Source organism: Flavobacteriales bacterium (assembly GCA_016124845.1).
Taxonomy (GTDB): domain Bacteria; phylum Bacteroidota; class Bacteroidia; order UBA10329; family UBA10329; genus UBA10329.
In genome coordinates this window covers 166,256-189,386 of record WGMW01000009.1, presented here as the reverse complement: position 1 = coordinate 189,386, position 23,131 = coordinate 166,256, and the positions used below count along the sequence as shown (strand labels likewise).

Annotated in this window: 20 protein-coding genes and 1 pseudogene; 6 read left to right on the top strand and 15 right to left on the bottom strand. The window is 48.5% G+C overall.

All coding sequences use genetic code 11. From position 1 onward, the window contains the following. Positions 1 to 15: 15 nt before the first annotated feature. The 6 genes and pseudogenes from GC178_04905 to GC178_04880 all read right to left on the bottom strand — a co-directional run bounded on the left by GC178_04905 (position 16) and on the right by GC178_04880 (position 7,570). Complete coding sequence (locus GC178_04905; GenBank protein MBI1286898.1) at positions 16 to 996, bottom strand: glycosyltransferase; 981 nt, start codon at positions 994 to 996, stop codon at positions 16 to 18. Then, positions 954 to 1,895 (bottom strand): glycosyltransferase, encoded by a 942-nt coding sequence (locus GC178_04900; GenBank protein ID MBI1286897.1) that lies wholly within the window; start codon positions 1,893 to 1,895, stop codon positions 954 to 956. The genes GC178_04905 and GC178_04900 overlap by 43 nt, the downstream gene beginning before the upstream one ends. A gap of 19 nt (positions 1,896 to 1,914) precedes the next feature. Beyond that, positions 1,915 to 3,888, bottom strand: coding sequence for a glycosyltransferase (locus tag GC178_04895; GenBank protein ID MBI1286896.1), 1,974 nt, complete (start codon positions 3,886 to 3,888; stop codon positions 1,915 to 1,917). A gap of 575 nt (positions 3,889 to 4,463) precedes the next feature. Continuing rightward, positions 4,464 to 5,087 (bottom strand): annotated as a pseudogene (locus GC178_04890) (ATP-binding cassette domain-containing protein). Continuing rightward, positions 5,084 to 5,914: a hypothetical protein gene (locus GC178_04885; protein MBI1286895.1), complete on the bottom strand. Its 831-nt coding sequence runs from the start codon at positions 5,912 to 5,914 to the stop codon at positions 5,084 to 5,086. The pseudogene GC178_04890 and the gene GC178_04885 overlap by 4 nt, the downstream one beginning before the upstream one ends. Positions 5,915 to 5,938: 24 nt before the next feature. Beyond that, on the bottom strand, positions 5,939 to 7,570 hold the full coding sequence (locus GC178_04880) for a hypothetical protein (GenBank protein ID MBI1286894.1): 1,632 nt from the start codon (positions 7,568 to 7,570) through the stop codon (positions 5,939 to 5,941). A 78-nt stretch (positions 7,571 to 7,648) separates the two neighbouring features. On the opposite strand from GC178_04880, the gene GC178_04875 reads away from it, so the two are divergent. Continuing rightward, positions 7,649 to 8,224: a non-canonical purine NTP diphosphatase gene (locus GC178_04875; GenBank protein MBI1286893.1), complete on the top strand. Its 576-nt coding sequence runs from the start codon at positions 7,649 to 7,651 to the stop codon at positions 8,222 to 8,224. A 25-nt stretch (positions 8,225 to 8,249) separates the two neighbouring features. On the opposite strand, the gene GC178_04870 is transcribed toward GC178_04875, so the two are convergent. Continuing rightward, the gene (locus tag GC178_04870; protein MBI1286892.1) at positions 8,250 to 9,230 is read right to left on the bottom strand and encodes a D-alanine--D-alanine ligase; all 981 of its coding nucleotides are present in this window, start codon (positions 9,228 to 9,230) and stop codon (positions 8,250 to 8,252) included. Positions 9,231 to 9,293: 63 nt separating this feature from the next. Here GC178_04870 and GC178_04865 point away from each other — a divergent pair, with 63 nt between their 5' ends. The 3 genes from GC178_04865 to GC178_04855 are packed head-to-tail and all read left to right on the top strand — an operon-like array spanning position 9,294 to position 13,220. Next, complete coding sequence (locus GC178_04865) at positions 9,294 to 10,238, top strand: PASTA domain-containing protein (protein MBI1286891.1); 945 nt, start codon at positions 9,294 to 9,296, stop codon at positions 10,236 to 10,238. Then, entirely contained in the window at positions 10,225 to 12,177 is a 1,953-nt protein-coding gene (locus GC178_04860) for a T9SS type A sorting domain-containing protein (protein ID MBI1286890.1), read from the top strand. Before GC178_04865 ends, GC178_04860 begins: the two co-directional genes overlap by 14 nt. Continuing rightward, positions 12,174 to 13,220: an RluA family pseudouridine synthase gene (locus GC178_04855; protein MBI1286889.1), complete on the top strand. Its 1,047-nt coding sequence runs from the start codon at positions 12,174 to 12,176 to the stop codon at positions 13,218 to 13,220. Before GC178_04860 ends, GC178_04855 begins: the two co-directional genes overlap by 4 nt. A 4-nt stretch (positions 13,221 to 13,224) precedes the next feature. On the opposite strand, the gene GC178_04850 is transcribed toward GC178_04855, so the two are convergent. Next, complete coding sequence (locus tag GC178_04850; protein MBI1286888.1) at positions 13,225 to 13,821, bottom strand: hypothetical protein; 597 nt, start codon at positions 13,819 to 13,821, stop codon at positions 13,225 to 13,227. Between the two features lie 356 nt (positions 13,822 to 14,177). On the opposite strand from GC178_04850, the gene GC178_04845 reads away from it, so the two are divergent. Further along, positions 14,178 to 14,834, top strand: a complete 657-nt coding sequence (locus GC178_04845; GenBank protein MBI1286887.1) for an MIP family channel protein — start codon at positions 14,178 to 14,180, stop codon at positions 14,832 to 14,834. 48 nt (positions 14,835 to 14,882) lie between these two features. Here the strand turns inward: GC178_04845 and GC178_04840 are convergent, their stop codons facing one another. After that, entirely contained in the window at positions 14,883 to 16,784 is a 1,902-nt protein-coding gene (locus tag GC178_04840) for a CocE/NonD family hydrolase (protein MBI1286886.1), read from the bottom strand. Between the two features lie 99 nt (positions 16,785 to 16,883). On the opposite strand from GC178_04840, the gene GC178_04835 reads away from it, so the two are divergent. Further along, positions 16,884 to 17,939 (top strand): glycosyltransferase, encoded by a 1,056-nt coding sequence (locus GC178_04835; protein ID MBI1286885.1) that lies wholly within the window; start codon positions 16,884 to 16,886, stop codon positions 17,937 to 17,939. Here the strand turns inward: GC178_04835 and GC178_04830 are convergent. The 6 genes from GC178_04830 to GC178_04805 all read right to left on the bottom strand — a co-directional run bounded on the left by GC178_04830 (position 17,923) and on the right by GC178_04805 (position 23,131). Next, positions 17,923 to 18,822 carry a sensor histidine kinase gene (locus GC178_04830; GenBank protein MBI1286884.1) on the bottom strand — a complete coding sequence of 300 codons (900 nt, stop codon included), beginning with the start codon at positions 18,820 to 18,822 and terminating at the stop codon, positions 17,923 to 17,925. The two genes, GC178_04835 and GC178_04830, sit on opposite strands and share 17 nt — an antisense overlap. A gap of 166 nt (positions 18,823 to 18,988) precedes the next feature. Further along, positions 18,989 to 19,669 (bottom strand): response regulator, encoded by a 681-nt coding sequence (locus GC178_04825; GenBank protein ID MBI1286883.1) that lies wholly within the window; start codon positions 19,667 to 19,669, stop codon positions 18,989 to 18,991. A 71-nt stretch (positions 19,670 to 19,740) separates the two neighbouring features. Beyond that, positions 19,741 to 20,991 carry a DUF21 domain-containing protein gene (locus tag GC178_04820; GenBank protein ID MBI1286882.1) on the bottom strand — a complete coding sequence of 417 codons (1,251 nt, stop codon included), beginning with the start codon at positions 20,989 to 20,991 and terminating at the stop codon, positions 19,741 to 19,743. Then, positions 20,988 to 21,206, bottom strand: coding sequence for a hypothetical protein (locus tag GC178_04815; GenBank protein ID MBI1286881.1), 219 nt, complete (start codon positions 21,204 to 21,206; stop codon positions 20,988 to 20,990). The genes GC178_04820 and GC178_04815 overlap by 4 nt, the downstream gene beginning before the upstream one ends. Continuing rightward, on the bottom strand, positions 21,175 to 21,834 hold the full coding sequence (gene lptC, locus GC178_04810; GenBank protein MBI1286880.1) for an LPS export ABC transporter periplasmic protein LptC: 660 nt from the start codon (positions 21,832 to 21,834) through the stop codon (positions 21,175 to 21,177). The genes GC178_04815 and lptC overlap by 32 nt, the downstream gene beginning before the upstream one ends. Next, a complete protein-coding gene (locus GC178_04805) occupies positions 21,770 to 23,131 on the bottom strand; it encodes a hypothetical protein (GenBank protein ID MBI1286879.1) in 1,362 nt (453 codons plus the stop codon). Before GC178_04805 ends, lptC begins: the two co-directional genes overlap by 65 nt.

Below are 23,131 nucleotides of genomic sequence, written 5' to 3'. Positions count from 1 at the left end.
AAGATAGTATTTCGGCTACGCGATTCGCGCAAGAAATGAATAAGCGAGGTAAGCACCTCGTTTAACATTCTTCAGTTTCAATGGGCTGGCAAAAATACCAGCTGTCAAAAAAGATAAAAACGACTTTAGATTTCCTTCATTGATTGCTTCAGCAGCTTTCCTGAAAGAAAGTTCGGATGGTTGGCTTTCAATTTTGGATTGCCATTTCTCCCTCAAAGACTCCGGTTCAGATAGCAGGGCATTACCAACCAGCAGTTCTTTTCTTATCTCCTGATCGATCTCTTTTGCAAAATACTTGAGCGGATTCCGGTTTTTTAGGTGAAGCTGATTTGCATGTTTGCGGTAGAAATACATGGGTTCTGACACGTGCTTGCCTTTTCCTTTCCTGCTCAATTGGAATAGCCAATGGTAATCCTCACCTCCAATTTCTTTAAAGAACGGATGGTAGCCACCAACCTGTTGCAGCAGCTTTTTTCGAAGAAAGATCGTAGCACAGCAGATGGTCGGGTAATAGTTTGGATCCGTTGCGTATCTGTCGTAATCAACCGATACCTGTTGTTCCGAAAGTTGCCGCCCCGATTCGTCAATTTTGGAATGATCCGTGGTCAGAAAATCCAATTGCGGGTCAGATTCGAATGCCGCCAAACAGGTTGAGATCCTATTCTTGGAACAGGTGTCGTCCGCATCCAGAAATGTAATGAAGTCACCTTGTACTTTCTCAAACAATTCATTGCATGTAATCAGATAACCTTGGTTTTCCCGATGTGCTGAGATTTTGATTCGTTCATCGCAGAATGACTCGATGATTTCATTGGTAGAGTCTGTACTCGCATCATCCAGAATCAATAATTCCCAATTCTGATGATCCTGATTCAGAACTGATTCGATGGAGTTTGTAATGAATTTCCCCGCATTGTAAGCAGGCATCAGAATGCTGACTAATGGTCCCGTAGTCATCGTAGCGTGAATTTGGCCGATGCGATACGGGCAATCCATTCCAACTTCTGCCGTTCGGACAATCGGGAACCTTTTTTCACCACGTCAAAAAAGAGTTGGCATACCTCCAGCGCGTTCTGGTCATAAGCACCTACCATCAGATGCCACGCAAAGTTGGATAACAGTTCTTCTGCGTTCAGGCCGGATGGAGGTTGGTAGCTGACAGATTCAGGGATCGGATGAAGTGAAAGGAAGTGCGCAATTACCTCTGGCAGTTCAAAATTGGAAAGAAGCGCATGGTAAATGCCGTATTTCTCGGCTCGCATTTGCTCAGCCTGAGAAGAGGATTTTCCGCCCTTGTGAACCAAGAATTCTGACAGAACCGTATCAGTGGTTTGAATGTGGTCTTGCCCGAATTTCAGCAGAAAACGGAACCACAGATCCATATCCAAACAGAGGTGGAGGTTTTCGTTCAGATCGCCCAACTGTTCCACGGTTTCTGTTCGGTAAAAGACGGATGGCTGCCCCATGCTGTAGTTGCCCAAAGTGGCTGCCAATGAATCCCAAATGCGCGCAGAACCTTCCGCAACGGTATCGTTTTTCTCGTTAATGTGTCGGCATTTGCCAACCACCACTTCGGTGTCTGGTTTTGCGGTTTCAAGAACAGTTTGCAAAGCATTCTCCGTCAGTTGGTCATCTGCGTTCAGCCAGTTGAACCAAATTCCAGTTGTCCGTTTCAATCCTTTGTTGATGGCATGGCCTTGTCCACGGTCAGGCTCGCTTACCCAAAACGCAAGTTTGTCTTCGTGTTTTCGGATGATGTCAACCGTTCCGTCAGTGCTGCCACCATCAATGATAATGTGTTCAACATCCACGTTTTGCATGGCAACCGATTCGATGCATTTTTCAATGGTCGAAGCTTGGTTCAGCACCGGTGTTATGATGGAGAATTCGGGCATTTCTTGCGCTTGAAAGTCGTCAACTTTGTGAAAGTTGACGACTTTGGAGAGACAGATAATGACCAAGATACGTGTTGACAATTGATTCTATAGAACATATAGAACACGTTTCCTTGTCTCTTGTCTCTCTACCTCTTGTCTCTGATTGCAACGCAGCAATCAATTTCTCGCACAGGTCATCCGCGCTTTCCGCTTCATAAAGCCACTCTTTTTCTTCCTCATCCATCAATTCAGGAATACCACCAACCAAAGAACCGACCAAGCTTTTACCCACAGAATGCGCTTCCAAAATGGTGAGCGGAGCATTGTCTTGCAAACTTGCCTGGATCACTAAAAGTGATTTTTCTATGAAGGCCAAGACATTTTCTGTTGACTGTTTTTCTATGATGAAAAGCGTTCGGTTTCCGACTTTTTCGGTTTTCGGTTCGCCCCCGAGAACAATCAGGTCACAACCGTATTCTCCCTGTGTTTCATTGGCTTTTTTCCACGCCTTTTTTAGCGTAGCAAAATCCTTGTAGGGATTCGTTTCAGGCCGATTGGCCACAAAAAGAATGAAACGCTTTGATGGAATTTCAATCTCACTTGGGGCTACTTTTTCAATGGAATTCGGAACGAAAAACGGCCGGATGCCATGAGCATTGAAAAACAATTCGCGCATCCATTGGCTTGGGGCGGTGAAACAGAAATTACTATTGGAAATCACCTCGTGTCGATGGGTGAATTCCTTCTGCCATTCTAACAATTCCAAGAGATTCAGTTTTTCTGGCTCCGGTTCGAAAGGATGTTCTGTACTTCCTGTTGCCAGCCAGGAATCATGCAATGTGAAAAACACGGGAATGCTTCGTGAGATTTCGGACAATACATCCAACGGAATCGAAGTCCCGTGGAGGTTGTGGATATGGATCACATCGGGTTGAAAGTTCTCAATCTGCGATTTCCAATCCGCAATCTCTTGGATGGAATCTAAATCCGATTTTTTGACCTGAACCAGCAACTGCGAATCATGTCCAAGTGCTAACAATTGTTCATGAAGCGTAAACGCAATTTTCTCCGCGCCACCGCCCATGTCGGTTGAGTTGATGATGAGGATTTTCCACCTCCGTTTTTCCTTTTCTCCTTTTTCTTGAAACGATTTCGAAGAAGTATTTCCGGGTAAATTCGACCGTCTCGCCAATTCCCATTCCACTTCAAATTCGCGGTCGGAATGGAGCTTTTGTGAACCGATTTTCAATGGTTCATTAGAGACTTCATTCACTATCCAATTCGGTTTTGAGTTAATGTTCGTTCCACTATTTTCAAAACCAATGTTCTCAACCAGATTCCGTTCAGGAATCACAGCCACACCTTGGTTCATGAGCATGTGGGCATTCCATTGATAATCCCATGTATCGATTTCTCCACGCAATGATTTTCGTGTCAATTCAAGTCGTGATGCGGCCAATTTCGTAGGCCCGAATGCGCGTTCAAAACCTCGACTCGAAATGAAATGGTCAAACTCAGGAAGTTCGGAGTTGAATGTTTGCCAGCGGTCTTTCCAAGTGGCCCAGCCCCAAACGGTACCGATACGCGAGAAGAAATGGCCGCCTTCGGTTTGCCATTCACCCAGCGGATTGTTGCCACCGACCATCATCACTTTCCGCTCATCGCGATAGCGGTTCAGCAGTTCTTCTACGAATGGAAAAAAGTGCGGACATGGAAGACAATCATCTTCCAAAATGATGCCTTCGTCAACCTGATTGAAAAACCAGTCAATTCCGGAAATGACTGCGTGCTTGCAGCCAAGATTCTTATCGGAAAAGCGTTTGCTTTTGAAGATAGTATCGAAGCGGTTCAAAACCGATTCCACTTCTTCGGTGAGCATTCTGTCTTCAGCGTTTTTCGGTCCATCAGCAGAAACGAAAACGTTCTTTACATCACATTGCTGCAACCGTTTCAGGACCATTGAGGTCTGCTTCGGGCGATTGTAAACCAGTAAAAGAATGGGCGTTTTCACTACAGCTGCTTAATGTCGAAATCTGTGATGATTGATGCTTGAATTGCATCAGGATTGTGGAAGCCGTAAGGCGTAAATGGAGCAACGGTCAGCGTGGCAGCATTTTCTTGCCAAAGCAACTGCTGTTCATCTTGGCCGATGTAAACTGAAACGTGGTAATTACCTGCTTTCAACTGATGATTGAAGGCCAGTTCGAGCTCTAACGCTCCGTTTTTGGGAATCAATGTTTTGCCCAAGAATCGGTTGCTGAAATGATAGAGTGGCATGCCATCTTGTGTGCTGATGTTGATGCCGAGGTCCAGTTCGGAATCGGATGGGAGCTCATGAAAATGGAGGAGAATTCTTGTATAGACCCCCTCCCTCCGCCTCAGGCGGAGTACTCCCCCTTTCAAGGGGGAGAGCTGGTTCGCTGATCCAGCGTCAGAGCGAAGTGACAGCTCCCCTCCTGGAAAGGAGGGGTTGGGGGAGGTCATCACTTCAATTCTCTTCACAAATCTTATTTCGTCAAGTGCATTTCCCGTTCGGTTCGAATCCAAATAAAAGTCAATCGCTTCCTCTGTCGGTCCATCGTAGATAATCTCGCCAGCATTAAGCACAATTGTCCGTTCGCAGAGTTTTTTCACTGCACTCAGATTATGTGAGACGAACAGAATCGTTCGACCTTGCTGCTTGAAATCAAAGATGCGCTCCATGCATTTCAACTGAAACATGGAATCGCCCACAGCAAGCACCTCGTCCAACGCAATGATGTCGGTTTTGAGGTGCGCGATGATGGAAAACGCCAAGCGCAGTTTCATGCCGCTGGAGTAAGTGCGCAGCGGTTGGTCGATGAATTTTTCCACGCCCGAAAACGCAATGATATTGTCCATTTCTGCTTGGACTTCCTTACGGGAAATGCCGAGAATGGAAGCATTCAGAAAGATATTGTCGCGGCCGCTCAGATCAGGATGGAAACCTGTGCCGACCTCCAGTAGGCTGGAGAACGAGCCGACCACTTTGGCTTCGCCCGAAGTAGGGAGTGTGATGCCAGAAAGCAGTTTCAGAAGCGTGCTTTTTCCCGCTCCGTTGTGGCCAATAATGCCAACTATTTCGCCTTCGTTGATGTCGAAAGAAATGTCTTTCAGCGCGTGGAATTCGCGGTCGCCTTCCGTTTTCAGGAAGTACGATTTCGAAAGCCGTTCTGCGCTGATCACCTTCATACGTTATCTGCCAAGGTTCTTTCTGTTCTTCGGAAAAGGATGATTCCGAGCGCTAACCAGATTACGGATTGAAGTAACCATGAAACCATCGGCTGCAAGGTGATTCCGCTTCCGAAACCGCTGCGCAGCAGGTCCATCGCGCCAGCAATTGGGTTGAAGTGATAAGCAGTTTGAAGCGTTGGGTTGCCGATTTCCTGCATCGAATAGAAAACAGGCAGGGCAAAGATCATGGCATAAAGCAGTACAGGAATGGCATGTCTGATGTGCCGATTGGCCACAACCAAACTTGCCGCAATGGCTGACCAACCGAGTGCGGTTGTCATCGCGATAAACACTGAAGTCATCACAAAACCGAGGTTTTCGAACACGAACGGTTGTTGAAAGTAGATTTCAAAACCAAGCACAATCAGCAGCATGATGAGGAAGTCGAATGTGCTTTTGAGAACGGGTGCGAGAATCAAGTAAAACCTCGGAAAGAATGATTTGCTGATGATGCCAGCATTGGATTGAATGCTGTTCACCGCACCCAAAATACTGGAGGTGGTGAAGTTCCAAATGGCCAAACCGCTGATGAGGTAAAGCGAAAATGACATTTCTGAAATGCTTGATGTTCTGCCTGAAAATCGCATCACCGAAAGGATGATCCCGAAATAGACAAGTGGCTGGAAAACAGACCAAAGCAAACCGAAAACGGGTTTCTGGTACTGCACTTTCAGATCTTTCCAAATGAAGAACCACAGCGTTTCGCGCCTTTCTATGAGTTGCCGCAGCCAATCGGAGAACGACTGTTTCGAACGGATGTGACGAATGGGCTTTGCTGCGGACATGAATTCAAAAGTACGATTGACGCATTATGGTCTTATCACGTAACAGGTGTAGATTCCCGTAATGGATTCCCGTGGAATGGCTTCGTCCGCTTGTGGTGAATCCGGTATTATTAGTTTTACTGTGTATTCAGATGGCACTGAACCAAAAATCGATTTGAAATCACCTTTCTCGAGCCATTCTTTCCGTCCCATCAAAGCGGGAAGTGCGGGACCGTAAACCTGATTCTCATCCACAAAAACAGCTTTCTGCGCGTTCATTCTGAAGGAGGTCCAATCGGGTGGAATGATGTAGATGGTGTTCGGCTCTGAGCCTTTCAGTTTCGAAATGACTTGAAATTGTTCCGAGGCTGACTTGGTTTTCTTCTCAATAAACATGTCTGTGATTCCGACCAAGATCAATGCAAAAATCAAAAGTGAATACAGACTATTTGAGTACCATTCAAATTTGTAAAGCCAAACTGTGGAAGCCACCAGGACCGCAGAAAGGGAAAGGTGAATGACCGACCATTGATTCTTGAATTCGGACGAGGAATTCCCGAAAATGCGATAATAGACCAGCATCACACAGATGCTTCCAATGAGTGGAATTACAATCGATTTTAGAAGATTCCAAGTGCCAGCAGAAATCAATTTTGAGAGGAGAACCGAGACCGAAACAGGAATCAGCAGAATTGAAAACCGCCAAGGATTGAGGCTGATCAGCGTTGTGTTTTCTGTGATATACGCAATGGCGGTGAGCACAACCGCAATGCCCAAAATGGTGAGAAAGAGGTTTCGAAAACGTGTATTCCATATTGAGCAGGTGCCCAATGACAGCGCTACCAGTTGAACGAAGAACTTTGGATTTATCCAGTTGCTTGGATTCAGATGAATGTTGCTTTCAAAGCTGGCCAAAACCGCTTGTTCGATTGCCGTTTTGAGCTCCGCTTCAAGAAGGAAAAAGTTGTTTGCCAAATAGATGGAATAGGGGAGAACTGCAGCCAAAAGGACGCTGGATGCCAGGATGGATTTCTTTTCAAACCGTGCTTGAATCAGATAAATGAACGTGAGAATTCCTCCAAGAAAAAGGTAATTGGCGTGGATGGCTGCTGCTGGTGCAACGGCCAAAATGGCCGCGGTAAAATTTCTCCGCGAAGCGAAATAGAAACTCAGCAAAAGAAATACTCCGAAAACGCTGGGTTGCAGGTAGCCGCGAAGCACTCCTTGCTCGGCAATACCGCTGTCCCAAATCCAACGGAGGTCGAGGCCGGAAATAAGATTGAAATACGTTCCCCAAATGGGCGATGAATGGAGAAAAAGGAAGAGTGCCGTAAAGGAAAAAAGTCGGCTTTTGTGGCGATAGATGTTGGCCACTTGGTCGGCAATTCCGAAAAGTGAAAATGAATAGATCGCGTTGAGTAGAACGTAAAGAATAGTTGTCCAGACGTCCAAGAACGCAACAGGAAAAATGGAAATGAGCCAACTGAAAAGTGGGTACGGATCGGAAGATTGGAGTAGTGGGTCGGCTGTAAATGCATTTGGAAGTAAATCGGCCATTCCCCACAGAAAGTAGATGTTTTGGTTGCCTGAGAACAGTTCCTGCATCGGATAGATGATGGTGAGCAGAATGCCCATCATCAGATGCAGAACCAAACGATTGTTCTTCAGGAATTCCATTCTGCTAATTAACGAACCCAAGTGGATAGACCTTCAAGGTTTCCGAAACCTTGAAGGTCTGCTGGTTATTTTCGCGCCATGGAAATCGTTTTTGCAAGCAATAATGCGCACAAATTGGAGGAGGTGCGTTCCAAACTTCCGAAGGAATTCAGGGTGCTTTCGTTGAAAGATGTGTTGGGAGATGTGGATATTCCCGAAACGGGCGCTACGCTGGATGAAAATGCCAGCATTAAATCGCGATACGTGTTTGAGCGAACCGGAAAGAACTGCTTTTCGGACGATACGGGTTTGGAAATTGCTTCGCTGAACGGTGAGCCGGGTGTTTATTCTGCGCGCTACGCTGGCGAAGGCTGTTCTTTTCAGGATAACATGGATAAAGTGCTTGGAAAGATGGAAGGCGTGGAAGACCGTTCTGCCTGTTTCCGTACCGTGATCAGCCTGATCCTGAATGGTGAGGAATATTTTTTTGAAGGTCGTGTAGATGGCGAGATTCTAACTGAAGAACACGGTGAAAAAGGTTTCGGCTACGACCCGATCTTCCGACCTGATGGTTTTAAGGAATCATTTGCCGAAATGAGTTTAGACCAGAAGAACAAGATTAGTCACCGAGGACGAGCGGTTCAGAAACTGGTTGATTTCCTCATGCCATACTGAGATTGCGTTGTTAGGGCGTAAGGATTTACGCCCCTACCATGGCGTCTTCAACAAGTAGTCCGAAAAACTCTTTCAGACTCATTCCTGAATAAGCAACTTGCTGCGGCAGCAGACTTTCTTCCGAGAGCCCAGGAATCGTGTTCACCTCGATCAGATATGGCACACCATCCTGAACGATGTAATCTACGCGTGACATGCCTCGCAGTTTCAATCGCGTGAAAACCCTGCGGGTGGTTTCCTGAATCAGGTCACGTACCGGATCTGGAATCCGCGCGGGCGTTATCTCCTCACTTGCTCCTTCATATTTCGCTTGAAAGTCGAAGTATTCGTTCTTGGAAACGATCTCGGTGAGCGGCAAAGCGGTCACTTCGCCATTGTGGCTGAATACACCGCTGGCAATTTCGGTTCCGTTAATGAACTGCTCAACCACCGCTTCGTCATCATGTTCCAACGCTGTTGCCAAAGCCTCATCGTATTTGTCAGCTTGCTTCAGTTTGGTGATGCCGAAACTGGATCCCATGTTGTTCGGTTTTACGAAACATGGCAGACCGATCTTCTCAAGAATCGCTTTGGAATCCACCGCTTCACCTTTTCGGATCATCACAGAAGCTGCAATGTTCACATCATCAAACTGGCGCAGAAAACCATTGCAATAACTTTTGCTAAAGGTGAGAGAGGAAGCCAAAACTCCTGGAGACGTGTACGGAACTCCCAGCATGTCCCAATAACCTTGCAGTTTGCCGTCTTCGCCCGGAGTTCCGTGAATCGCGTTGAAAACCACATCGAACGTGAGTTTTTTACCATTCATTTCGAATGAAAAATCATCTCGGTCTACAGAGACTGAATTGCCGTCTGCTTCAACCGTCCACCCTTCGCGAACGATCTTCACCATGTACTTCTCGTACTTGTCGGCATCCAAATGATTGAACACGACTTTGGCACTCAACTCAGAAATGACCACCTCTGAAGAATAGCCACCGTAAACAACTGCAACGCGTTTTTTCATGTTTTTTCGAACGGATGAAATGTAGTTGAAATTATGGTCGCTGCTCCATGTTCTTCCCAATAAATGCTAAACAGCCGCGGGTTCATAATTTATATCTTTGGCTGCCGTTCCAATCAGGCAATTTCAACACAACGCGTGGGATTTATCAGGTTCATTTTCAGCAAACTTTTTGTGGTCAACGTGGCCATTGCATTGGTGGTGGCAGCCATCGCAGCGGTGGGTCTTTACTATTGGCTCGATTCCTACACGGAGCATGGTGTAACGGTTCAGGTGCCTGATTTTGTGGGCGTTCCGCTATCGGAGATCGAAGCTGCTTTCGATACCACCGACCTGGAATATGAGGTTGTAGATTCCATTTACGCGGATGACCTTCCAAGAGGCGCAGTTGCCGATCAGGATCCTGCTGCCGGTTATTCGGTAAAGAAGGGACGCAAGGTTTACCTGACGGTGAACGCCATGCTTCCGAAGCAGATAGCGATGCCCGATGTACACAACCTCTCGTTGAGACAGGCAAAAGCGGTGCTTGAAAGTGTGGGACTGAAATTGGGAACGTTGGAATATCAACCCGACATTGCCAAGAACGCGGTCATCGGGCAGAAGATCAACGGCAGATCGGTACAGAAAGGAAAGACCGTTTTTCAAGGAACTGTGGTCGATCTGGTGCTGGGTCTCGGACTGAGCAATAAAAAGGTACCTATTCCGTATCTGATACATTACAGATTGGACGAGGCTCTGGAACGCATTCAGGCCTTATCGCTCAATTTGGCAACATTTAAAGTGGATACACCCGTTACCGATACCGGACTTGTACGTGTTTACCGACAGATACCTGAGTTCAACGAACGTGAAATGATGGCACTTGGCAGTTCCATCATCCTTTACCTGACAGAAGACACGGCATCCATTGAATACGATTCCACGTTATACAGCCGGGAAACATTGAATTTGGATACACTGCTCATGGAGGAATATCCAGAAGATTTTGAACAGAAAGATGGCGAAGATTAGCCTATTTATCATTGCTCTTGGCTTTGCCTTTGGTGCACAGGCACAGGAGAAGTTGTATGACCTCAATTCCAATCCGCTTCTTTATGAGGCATGGCAGAAGGTTTCGAGGCAACATTCGGTTGGTGCAAGAGCTGCCGGAGACACGCTCGACCTTCCTTTTTTCGATGATTTCTCGGAGCCGTTTTCTCGCTTGAGAACCGCTGCAGACCTTTACCCGAACCCTGACCTGTGGATCGGGAACACCGTTTACATCAACAACCACATGGCCATCAACCCCATTTCGCAGGGAGTGGCCACATTTGATGGACTTGATGAACAGGGAAGAGCTTATGGTTTTGGTATTTCACAATCTTATCAGTCCGATAGCCTGAGGTCCAAACCGATCAATCTTCAAGGTGCTACCGATACGGTGTTTCTGAGTTTCTTTTATCAGGCTCAGGGTCTTGGCAATGCTCCCGAATCGGAGGATTATCTGATCCTGGATTTCAAAGACACTTCAGGAGCTTGGGTGCAGGTATGGCAGCATGCAGGATATATTCTGGAGGACAATAAGTTCCGCAGAGTGATGTTGCCGATCATGGGAGAGGAATACCTGTACAACGGCTTTCAGTTCCGTTTCAAGAACTTTGCTTCGCGGGCCGGAAGCGTGGATCATTGGCATATCGACTATATTGAGCTTGATGAAGGAAGAACATCGGCTGATACGCTGATCAAGGATCTGGCCTTTCTTGGGCAGACCTCTTGGGACAATGACACCATTGGTTTTCAGAGTGCCACGGCAAGTATTCTCAAAGAATTCAACAGCATGCCTTGGAACCACTACAAGTACATCGACAGTTTAGGAGATGCACTCTCGCTTATGGGAGACACGAATTTCTTCATGATCCGTAATAATGCAGATACGGTGCTCCGTGCCGATTACAAATTCAACATATTTAACCCAGGTGGCACCAAAGTGTTTGACGACACCCTTTCTTCTCCGTTGGTCGATCCTTGGGTGGTCTGTGGCAACCAAAGAAATACGTGCAACCTCAACATCAATAGCAACTTTACCTACTGGACAGACAATTGGAGTTTCCCGACCGATAATGAACTGACCTGGGACTCAACGTACTTCGTAGTGAAACACTTGATGGAAAACTTGGAGGATGATTATCATCCCAATGATACCTCTGTTTTCAAACAGGAGTTTTACAATTACTATGCGTATGATGATGGTACCGCAGAACTCGGATATGGACTTGGTGAGTTGGAAAATGAAGGGAAGGTGGCCGTTAAATACAACATTAAGAGACCCGAAAGTGTACTCAGAGGTATTCAGATCTATCTCAATCCAGTTCAGTACGATTTGTCGAATGAGCCTGTGAAATTGGTGGTGTGGTCTGGGAATGAGGAACCAGGAGATACCATGTGGACCTCGCAGGAACTCAATTTGCACTACACGGATCAGGTCAATTACTTCTACCATTACATGCTGGACCGCGAACTGATTGTAAGTGATAATATTTGGATCGGTTGGACACAACAACCGGCCACCGATCAGAAGTTTTCCATCGGTTTCGACCTACGGGCCGATCATTCGGATAAAGTGTATTACAACCTTGGAGACTACTGGGCGCAGAGTTCCATAGCTGGATCTGTTATGATCCGTCCGGTGTTCGGGCAACCGTACACGTGGACAGGTACAGATGAGATGCCCGAGGTGGTGAGCCTCAACGTATTTCCCAATCCGACAACGGGAGAGGTGCGGCTTCAGGGACTGAACCCCACCCAGGCCAAGAATGCCACCATTCAAGTGTTCGACCTTGCGGGTAGGAGGGTGCTTTCGCAACGCGGCTACTTGGGTTCCATTGATATGAGCGGATTGCACGCAGGTACCTATCTCCTCAACATTCTGGCCGATGGCCGAAGCTTTACCAAACGCGTAGTGCGCCAATGAGCGGGGATAACGACCTGTACGAAGAGGCGGACGAGCAGGAGGACCTCTACGAACACCATCGTTTTGTGTCCGACCCCGGCCAAGAACCTTTGCGCATCGATAAGTTTCTGATGGACCGTGTGGCCAACGCCACGCGCAATAAGATACAAGTGGCCACCCGCGCAGGCAATGTGCTGGTGAACGGCAACGAGGTGAAACCCAACTACAAGGTGAAGCCCAGGGATGTCATCACGGTGGTGATGGCCGAACCGCCCCGCGACCGCACCATCATCCCAGAGAACATTCCGCTGAACATCGTTTATGAGGATGCCGATGTGGTGGTGGTGAACAAGTCGCCCGATATGGTGGTGCACCCTGGCCATGGCAACTACAGCGGTACGCTGGTCAATGCGCTCATGTATCACTTCAAGAATCTGCCCGACATGGGCAAATTCGATGAGCCGCGCCCCGGGCTGGTGCATCGGCTCGACAAGGGCACATCGGGCATTATGGTAGTGGCCAAGAATGAACTGGCCATGAGCGGACTGGCCAAGCAGTTCTTCGACCGTACCACCGACAGACTCTACACCGCGCTGGTGTGGGGCGAATTTGAAGAGGAAAAGGGTACCGTTACCGGCAATATCGGCCGTTCGCTCAAGAACCGCCTGCAGATGGACGTTTTTCCCGATGGCGACCAAGGCAAACATGCCGTTACGCACTACAGGGTTTTGGAACGCTTCGGGTACGTAACGCTGGTGCAATGCAAGCTCGAAACGGGACGCACGCACCAGATACGGGTGCACATGAAACACATCGGCCACCCGCTGTTCAATGACGAACGTTATGGGGGCGACAAGGTGCTGAAGGGCACCACCTTTACCAAATACAAGCAGTTCATTCAGAACTGTTTCGATGCCATGCCACGGCCTGCGTTGCACGCCCGTTCGTTGGCGTTTACGCAGCCCATTACCAAAGAGCGCCTATCGTTTGAGGCCGACCTGCCCGAAGACATGCAGACCGTGCTGGACAAATGGCGCGTCTATATTTCCAGTAGAAAGGATTAGGAGCTTACTTGCCGTAGTTGGCCATGTGTTCCTTCAGGTTGCTGAAGGTCTTGAACGGCTGCGAACGGCTGGCCCAATTGAGTACAAAATCGGGGATGAGCCCGTCCGGGTCCACCATATTGTCGAACGTTATCAGGGTGCTGTCCGTTCCCTGTTGTTCAATGGTGTAATCGCCCGTAAAAATGGCGATGCGCACCGCATCCTCATCCACCGGAATATGGTCGGGGGCCACACGCATGGTAATGCTGTAGCCGGAGGCTATTTTGGAGGAGATCACCTTTACGATGAGGTCGCGGTTCTTGACCAGCGGCATGTCCATGAACTGGTAGTAGAAGAAGGTGGAATCGTTGGGGCGGTCAAGCATCTTTGTGCTTTCGCAGTAAGGTATCCAACGGGGGTAGGAAGCAATATCGAGGATGACCTTGAGCGCCATTTCGGGGCTTCCGCTAACGGCCATTACCGAGCGGGTGGGGCGCAGCCCGTTCTGGCCGGGATTGCCAATGTAGGTGCTGATGCGGTTCTTATCCTTGGTAAGCACCCACGGTTCGCTTGCGCCCAGCACCAGCGCGAACGAAAGCAAAAAGGCCATTGGTTTGATCATGCTGCAAATTTATATACAATGCTTACCGAGATACCAAGGGTGCTCATTCAGACGGCAAGAATGGAAACTCAGGCAATGAATTGGGAGTATCATTCGGCCGTACTACGACCAAATGAATGGAAGAGTGGATATGTCTAAGGTAAATTGGATAGCTGCTCCCCCAAGACTTCCGCAGCGAAGTCGTAATCCATATAGTCGGTCACGGTATTGTACACCGTATCGCGCTCAATGCCGTAATTCCCTTTATCTACCGAAGTTTGTTCAGTTCGTGCAAACAGGTCTTAGTTTCAAACCATGCTATTGTGTTGACGGTTCCTGTAAGTTGTAGGTTGGGATGTATTCTCTACATTTAATCCATGACACGGAAACTTTTAGCAGAGGTACTCGGAACCTTCGGGTTGGTCTTCACAGGGTGCGGGGCCATAGTAGTGAATGACGTAACGGGTGGCGTAGTGGGCCATTTGGCCATCTGCACCGTTTTCGGCCTCATCGTCATGGCGGTGGTGTATGCCTTTGGCGATGTTTCAGGCGCGCACATCAATCCTGCGGTCACCATCGCCTTTTGGATCTCTGGCAGATTCCCGATGAAGGAAGTGATTCCGTATATCCTTGCTCAGAGCGTGGGTTCCATCTTGGCCTGCGTGCTGCTGCGGTTCATGTTCCCCAACGAATCGACCTACCTCGGTGCCACACTCGTTTCCGATACCATCTCGCAGGCATTTTTGATGGAGGTGGTCATCACCTTCCTGCTCATGCTCATCATCATCATGGTGGCCACAGGTTCTAAAGAAGTAGGAACGCTGGCGGGTATTGCCATCGGTGCCACCGTGGCACTGTTGGCCTTAGTCGGTGGGCCGATCACGGGCGCAAGTATGAATCCAGCTCGCTCGCTGGGACCCGCGCTGGTCTCAGGTCATCTCGAAAATTTGTGGCTTTACATTACTGCACCCATCATTGGGGCTGTGCTGGCAGTTCCTGTCAGCAGTTTCATCAAAGGACCGAAGGTGCTTTAACTACAACTCGCCCCTCTCTTGCAAGAGAGGGGATGGGGGAGAGTTGGATCATTCGCCCATTCCCATGGCAACATTCCTGTCAACCAAAGGCAATTCAACAGAGGTTGGATGTTCCGCATCATGGTGAATTTCCCATGAACCTCCGTTAGGATACAGGTTCTTGAAATTGTACACATCCACACCCGCCAAACGGATCTGAATGCGATGTCCTTTCTTGAAAAGATGAGAGGTTGGCAGCATATCAAATGAGACCAACTCCACGGCCGTGGTGTCCATGGGTTCTGCATCGGCCCGTTCATAGCTATGGTAAGGAACCACATCCTGATAATGCGGAGCTTCCGCAACGATCTTTCGGTGGATGAACCGAAGCTGCCCATCAGTTACCTTCCATACGTTTCCGTTCTCGTCCATGTCCTCCAAGTAGGCAAAAACAGAACCGTCCTGCGTTGCACTTTTGAGGTAAAGATTCACTTGCGGATGGCCTGTCACCTCCATGTCCTCTTCCAGCACAGGTAGGGTGAAAACGGCTGTGATGCTGTCCTCGGCATCTGCGTTCGCGTAGGTCACTCCTGTATGTGTAGTACCAAAATTCCAGCGGCAATCTGCACCAATGCCATGGGTTGTATCAACCGTGTAGGCGGTGAAACTTTCTGCGTCAGTCGTCTCATCCCATGAAGCATTTCCATTTGGGGCGAGGTAGAGATTTTTGCGTTGCGCATCTATCGGCCATTTGTCTGCGGTCTTCCACTCATTCTCCACCATGGTGTAATAGTACACGCGAGGAGAACGCTCAAAACCGTTGTCAATACCTTTAAGATAGTAATCGAAAAACCGAACGACCTCCTTCACGTCATCATGCTCGGAAGCGCTTGCCATGGTCGGGCTCACATTGGCCCCGCCACCGTGGTTCCATGGGCCTAATCGTAGTCGGTTTCTTCCATCATTGAGATTGATGAACTGGCGGATGGCAGAGTGAGAGAAACCCGCATCCCACCAACCGCTCCACGAGTAAACGGCTGTACCTGATTCTCTGATCCTGTCTGCAAACATGTGTGGAGAAAGAACATCTTTCAGACGGAAATTGCCATTGATGGTCCATTCGTCATCTGCGAAGTTGGCAACGCTGCCTTCCGTGCATTGGTAGTGGTTGCACGTGTGCGATTCCCACACCTTTTCCATGTCTTTTTTACTGTAGCCTTTCACGCGCTCCACGCCATAGGCAAGCGCAGCCCCTTTCTGCTTGCGACTATCTGGGATGACGTTCTTATCGAGCGATGAACAGAAGTAGCCATATTGCTTCAGAAACTGGTGGAAATAGATGCCGCCTGGCGTGGAAACATCATCATAAAGATCCCACACAGAATAGGTGGGAACGATGGCCTTCAGGTTTGGATGCTCGTTGTAAGTGGCGTAAAGTGCCGTATTTCCGATGTATGAAACGCCCGTAGCGCCAACGTTCCCGTTGCACCATTCCTGATCCACCGCCCAATCGATAAGATTATTGAAATCCAGCACTTCGCGCATGTCGCAGAGCGTGAGGGTCTTGGTCCCTTCGGAAGCCCCGCTGCCGCGAACATCCACAGTAATCAGTCCGTAGCCATATTTTGGTAGTTCCAGGACAGGGAAATTCGGTGTGTGCGGAACGATATCTAACAGGCCAGCGAACGGCCATTTGATACCAACACCTCGCCAATAGCGCGTCATGAAAAGGACGGCAGGAATCTTCTCATCCTTTTTCAGCCCTTTGGGCAAGTAGACATTCACCGCCAAGCGAACACCATCGTCCATGGTTACATAATAGCTGGTCTTGGTATGCCCCTTATAGTCCATTTCTCGTTGATAAACGGGCGCTTCAACTTCGTTGTAGGTGCTGTCTGGTCCTGTCGGGTCAGCAGCATAGGAAACAAGATAGAAGGCGAGGCCTACTATTGTAACAATTAACTTTTGCATGATGTGAATTAAGGGGAGTGCAAAGATAACGGGGTAAGAGGTTTATTCTTAATGTGTTAATGGTGCATCTGTCGAATTTTATCATTTTGCGACATAATTATGGATAAGCGGATTCTGATAGCCCCGCTGGACTGGGGACTTGGTCACGCCACGCGGTGTGTTCCCATCATCCGTCATCTTCTCAACATGGGGCAGCAGCCGATTGTTGCGGCTTCGGGAAGATCGTTGCTATTGCTTCGGTCGGAGTTTCCTGAGGTGGAATCTGTTGAATTTGAAGGCTATGATATTTCCTATCCCGAAGGCAGCGGCATGGCTTGGAAGATGTTTCGCTCAACGCCTCATATTCTCAATCGCATTCGCGAGGAACATCATGAACTGCAAAGCCTCATTCCGAAACTGAAATTGGATGCGGTGATCTCGGACAACCGTTTCGGGCTGCACACACGCAAGATCCCGAGTGTGTATATGACGCATCAGGTTATGATCAAAGCACCAATGTTGGTGGAGCCGATCCTGTATCGCATGCATGCCGATTACATGCGGAAGTTCAGACAAGTGTGGGTTCCCGATTATGCGGTGGATGGCCTTTCGGGCGATCTTGCCCACAAGTTTCCGTTACCGAAGAATGGGCAGTACATCGGTCCGCTTTCACGGTTTCATGCGGAGCAGAAAGAAGAAACCACGGACGTTTTGGTGGTGATCTCCGGACCCGAACCGCAGCGCACACGTTTTGAACTACAAGTACTGAAACAGCTACAGGATTTTGATGGCAAGGCCGTAGCGGTACTCGGCACGCCCGACCGTGAACGGGATGAAACAATTGGCAATGTTCGCATCGTCTCTCATCTTTCAGCCAACGAGTTGGCACAGGAAATGGCTGCCGCGAAATTGGTGGTCTCGCGTTCGGGCTATTCCACCATTATGGACCTTGCGGCCTTGGGCAAGCAGGCGGTTTTTGTACCCACTCCAGGGCAGACCGAGCAGGAATATCTCGCACAGAAATACCATCGTGAAGGAAAACACATGATGATGAATCAGCGCAGTTTCAACCTTGCGAAGGCGTGGGAGCAACGCGACAAGTTCTCTGGGTTCAAGCCGCGTTTGAGCGATGATTACAAAGCGGCAGTCGATGCGTTGGTTACTTCGCTTTCTTGAGCGTGAACGAGAAGGTGGTTCCAGAATCCTCTCCCGTTTGTGAACGCACGTTGATGGTCTGTTCGTGCGCTTCGATGATGTGCTTGACGATGGCCAGTCCGAGACCTGTTCCACCAGCGTGACGGTCGCGGGCCTTGTCCACGCGGTAAAAACGTTCGAAAAGGCGCGACAGGTGTTTCGGTTCTATTCCGGGGCCATCATCTGCCACTTCACACAGAATGTTCTGATCCATGTCGTAAAAGCGCAGCTTGATGGTGCCTTCGTTCACACCATACTTAATGCTGTTGTCGATGAGGTTGATGTACACCTGACGGATCTGGTCGCCATCGGCCAACACGTAGATCGGCTTGTCGTATTTCTCATTGAAACGGATAACGATATCGCGCTTCTCTGCTTTCATCTCCTGTAGCTCGATCACCTCCTTGGCCAACTCCACAATATTGATGCGCTGGATGTTCAGTTCCAGCCTTCCTGATTCCAATCTCGAAATGACCTCCAGATCTTCCACCACCGAGATCATGCGTTCCACGCTTTTATCGGCACGTATCAGGAATTTGCGGTTGATCTCCTCGTCCTCCAACCCGCCATCCAAAAGCGTGTGGATGTAACCCTGAATGTTGAATATGGGCGTTTTCAACTCGTGCGAAACGTTTCCGAGAAAATCTCTTCGGTACTCTTCCTGATCTTTAAGTGTTTGAATTTCACGCTTTTGCGTTTCTGCCCACGAAACCACTTCCTTGTTCACGGTATCGAGCGCGTCTTCATCTTCGCGCAGCTTCCGTTTCAGGTCGGCTTTCGGGGTTTTCAGGTTGTAGATGGTCTTGTAAATGAGTTTGATCTTCTCGTAGATGAACCGATCCACCACATAGCGCACCATGAACATGGACACTCCAAAAACCAGCAGGAAAGTGATCAGCGAGCGGATCCAGTTGAACTGATCGAACAACAAAAAGTCGAGCAATGCGATCACCGCTGTCAGTGCTACCGACAGCGCAATGGAAGTAAATAGGATAAGATCTTTCTGCTTCGGGGCTTTCACAAGCCCAAAGTTACTCTTCGAATTTGTACCCAACTCCTTTCACCGTTTTTATGGAGCGGTCACCGATCTTTTCGCGAAGCTTGCGGATGTGCACATCGATGGTGCGATCGCCCACAACCACCTGCTCGCCCCAAACAGAGCTGAGGATGAAATCGCGAGTGAAAACATGACCAGGTTTGGATGCCAACAACGCCAGCAGTTCGAATTCCTTCTTCGGCAGCGTCAGCTCTTTTCCCTGTAACTCGATCACGTATTTGTTGCGGTCGATCTTCAATCCTGATCCGGTTTCAAAAACCTGATTCTGGTTGATCGGATTGTGTCTGCGAAGCAATGCCTTGATGCGGCTCACCAGCACACGCGGCTTTATCGGTTTGTTGATGTAATCATCCGCGCCAGCATCGAAGCCTGCGATCTGCGAATAATCTTCATTTCTGGCGGTAAGGAAAGCAATCAGTGTGTTCTTCATGTTCGGAAGATCGCGCAGCTCCTTACAGGTTTCGATGCCATCCAGATCGGGCATCATCACGTCCAATATTATCAGGTCGGGGCTAACGCGCTGAGCAATGTCAATGGCCTTACGACCAGACGAAGCTACATGCACCTCAAAGTCCTCTTTTTTCAGATTGTATTCGAGAAATTCGAGGATGTCTTCCTCGTCATCGACAATTAGAATTACTGGATTATCCTTCATATCCGAGCGTGTTCGGGCGCAAAGTTGCTCAACTTGCCGCGTTGAGGCGTTAATATACCATTAACATTTGTTTAATCTAAGACGCGCAACACCACCTCGTCAATACGCGTGCTATCGACTTTGGTCACGGTGAACTCATAATCTTCGAAGCGGATCACTTCATCCAGTTGCGGAATGCTCTGGTAATGTTCGATGATGTAGCCGGCCAGCGTGGTGTAATTGTCCGATTCGGGCAGGTCGAGATTGAAGGCCTCGTTGATGTAATGGATCTCCAATCGGGCTGAAAGCCGATACTCGTTCTCGCTGATGCGTTCCTCCACCAGATCTTCCTTGTCGTGCTCATCTTCAATGTCTCCGAAGATCTCTTCCACGATGTCCTCCACGGTGACCATTCCAGCCGTGCCGCCATACTCGTTCAGCACCACGGCCACACTTCTGCGCTGCTGCCCGAACTGCTTCAATAGGTCTTTCACCTTGGTGCTTTCGGGCACAAGACTTATCGGACGGATGATGTTCTTGATGCTGCTTGGCCGCTGAAAAAGCTCGAACGAGTGAACGTAACCGATGATGTTGTCGATCTCATCGCGGTAAATGAGGATCTTGGAAAGTCCTGTTTCCACCAATTTGGCTTTCAGTTCGTTGATGTCGGTTTCAATATCCACCGCCACGATCTCCGTTCGCGGAATCATGCATTCGCGCACTTTGATGTCGCTGAAACTGAGTGCGTTGCGGAATATCTTGATCTCGCTGTCCACTTCCTGTTCCTCATCCGAACTGGTGAACTCGTTCACGTATTCATCCAGATCGGATCGCCCGAAGGTCATTTTCTCCTCGTTCAACTTCACTTTGAACAGCGCAGAAAGGATCTGTTTGGAGAAGCGGTCGATGACCCAAACCAGCGGGTAAAGCAGCACATACGACACCTTTGCAGGAACAGCAAAAAGGTCGAGCATGCGATTTGGGTTGATGCGGAAAAATGCTTTGGGAAGAAACTCGGCCGTAACCAGAATGAGCAACGTGGAAAGAATGGTCTGAACCACAAGAATGGCCGATTCCGTTTCGGTGAAGGTCCGGATCCAAGGCTCCAGCACATTGGCCATCACAATGCCGTAAACGACCAGCGCAATATTGTTCCCTACCAGCAGCGTGCTGATGAAACGTGACGGCTGTTCCAAAAATCCACCGATGATGCTGCCCGAAAGGTTTCCCTTTTTTCGGTCAACTTCTATTTTAAAACGATTGGCCGAAACAAAGGCGATCTCCATTCCTGAGAAGAAGGCCGAAAGCACCAAGCAGATAAGTATGATAAGAAGTGAACTCACTTTTTGTCTTCTCTGTTCTTTTTATCCGCCTCGATTCGCATGCGCATGCGCCTGCGGGTTGCGTAAAAGATGCCCGCGATCAATGCTCCCAAGAAGAGCCATTTCGCGGTTTCCCAACCGTACGTGTTGTATTGGTATGCGCCCATCACCACGGCTCCGATGCCGATGATGAGCCAAGCTATTTCAAGAATCTTCAGTACCCGTGTGTTCTCCATCCTTTAGATTGATCGTTCCCTTTATGTTTTTGATCTTGTATTTGGTGAAATCCTGATTGGACTCCAGCCCATGGCCGAAGATAACCTCATCTTCGGTAGTGATCTTCACAAATTCTTCGGTGTGAATGCGCTCGGTCTTCTTTTCCCACACCAAGTGTTCCGTATTGAGCGTTTCGCCCTTCTTGTTCACCACCACCACGTTTTCCTTGGCTTCCATCACATCCTTGTTCTGATAGCTGACCGCATAGTTCGAGCGCAATTCCGATTCAGTTTCACCCAAGTTATTGAAAAACCGAACATGCACACCTCCTGTCATTTCCAAATAAGGCTCTTCGCCCATAAAGCGTTCCAAGTGTTTCGCTTCAAGAATCACTTTCAGAACAGCCGAATCGGAATAGATGATGCGGATGTTGTCGGCCGTTTCTACAGGAAGAAGTTCATTTTCCACAATGGCGTTCACCTCGTCCATGTCGTTCACGCAGCCACCAAGCACAAGTGCAAAAAGAAAAAGGCAAGGAAGCAAGAGCTTCCCTACCTTTTTTGTCAATGTCGTGTCAGGTGAATTAGCTACCAATGCGAGCTGTGGTTTCAACTCCGATCCAACCTCCAACGGTAACCTTGTCGCCATCTTTGATTCCTTCGAAGAAACAATCCTTGGCAATCGGGTAGTACTTCTTGCAGGAAGCAGCTTTCTTTCCAGCTTCCTCAGCCATAGAAGAGTCAACGGCTTTCGCTTTCAGGAACATGTCCTCAGCAGCCCAAATGCCATATTTAGAATCGCACGGAGTAGAGCCACAACTTGCCGCAGTTCCCAAATAGAGCTCGCCAATGTAAATGTATGGCTCGCCCCAACCTGGTTTCAACGCTGCAGCATCCTGCGCGGTTGAGCGCGCCTTGCTGTAGTTTTTCTGTCCACCGTAAACCTTGGCCAGTTTCAGCATCTTGTCGGCCTTCTCGTTCTTGTCCTGCTCCAGTTTTACAGATTCTTCCAAGTACTTGGCAGCTTCATCATCCTGACCTTTCTTGGCGTAGCCTTCGTAAAGACCGTAAGCGGCAGTTGCTGAAGGATTCTTCTTGTACAGCAACTCAGCGGCTTTCAGGTAGAAATCGTTGTTTGTCCACTTTCTCTTGGTCATCATCACAACCACTTTCTCCAACAGTTGCACATTATCTGGCTCTGCGTCAACTTTCGGTTCCATCAACGCCACATACTGGTCTTCTTTGGCAATGGCCTCGAAGTTCGGATCGATCACGCTTCGCGCCTGATTGATTTTCTTCATATCAATGTTGTTGTCTTCAGTCGCTCCTTCAGGCAATTTGCTGTACTGGTCATCAAGGATCTCAGAAACCTTGTCATATAGGTCGTACATGGTCTCCAGTTCTACCTGCTCCGCTTTCAAACGCTTCATGCCTGCCAGGTAAAGTCGCATCAACACGTACGGATCGGTGATCAACTTATCTGTTTCCATCGATTCCATCAAAGTGTTGTAAGCATCTGTATAGTCATCTTCGGCATACTCGTACATGTCCATGCCCTTACGACCTAAACCATATCCTTTGTCATCTGGGTAAAGCTCAATACGCTTGTCGTAAACCATCATCAACGTATCGATGTAGGCCTTTCTCACATCTGGATTTCCTTCATTCTTCTTGATGAAATGCTCGATGATGGTCGGTCCGTTGATCACAATGTTCTTGGTAGAGGCAGGGCAGTTTTTGAAAACCCATCTCCATCCCATAATGGCGTCATCATAATTCTTCTGCTTGTAGTATTCTCGGTAAAGGGAGACGTTCTCTCTGCATTTGTCTGGGTCGGCACCGAACTTGTCATCGCCATCTTGGGCAAAGCCCGATGTTCCAATTAGCAGCAGTTGTACAATAACGAGCATCGAAATGTTTGTAAGTGTAAAACCTGTCTTTTTCAT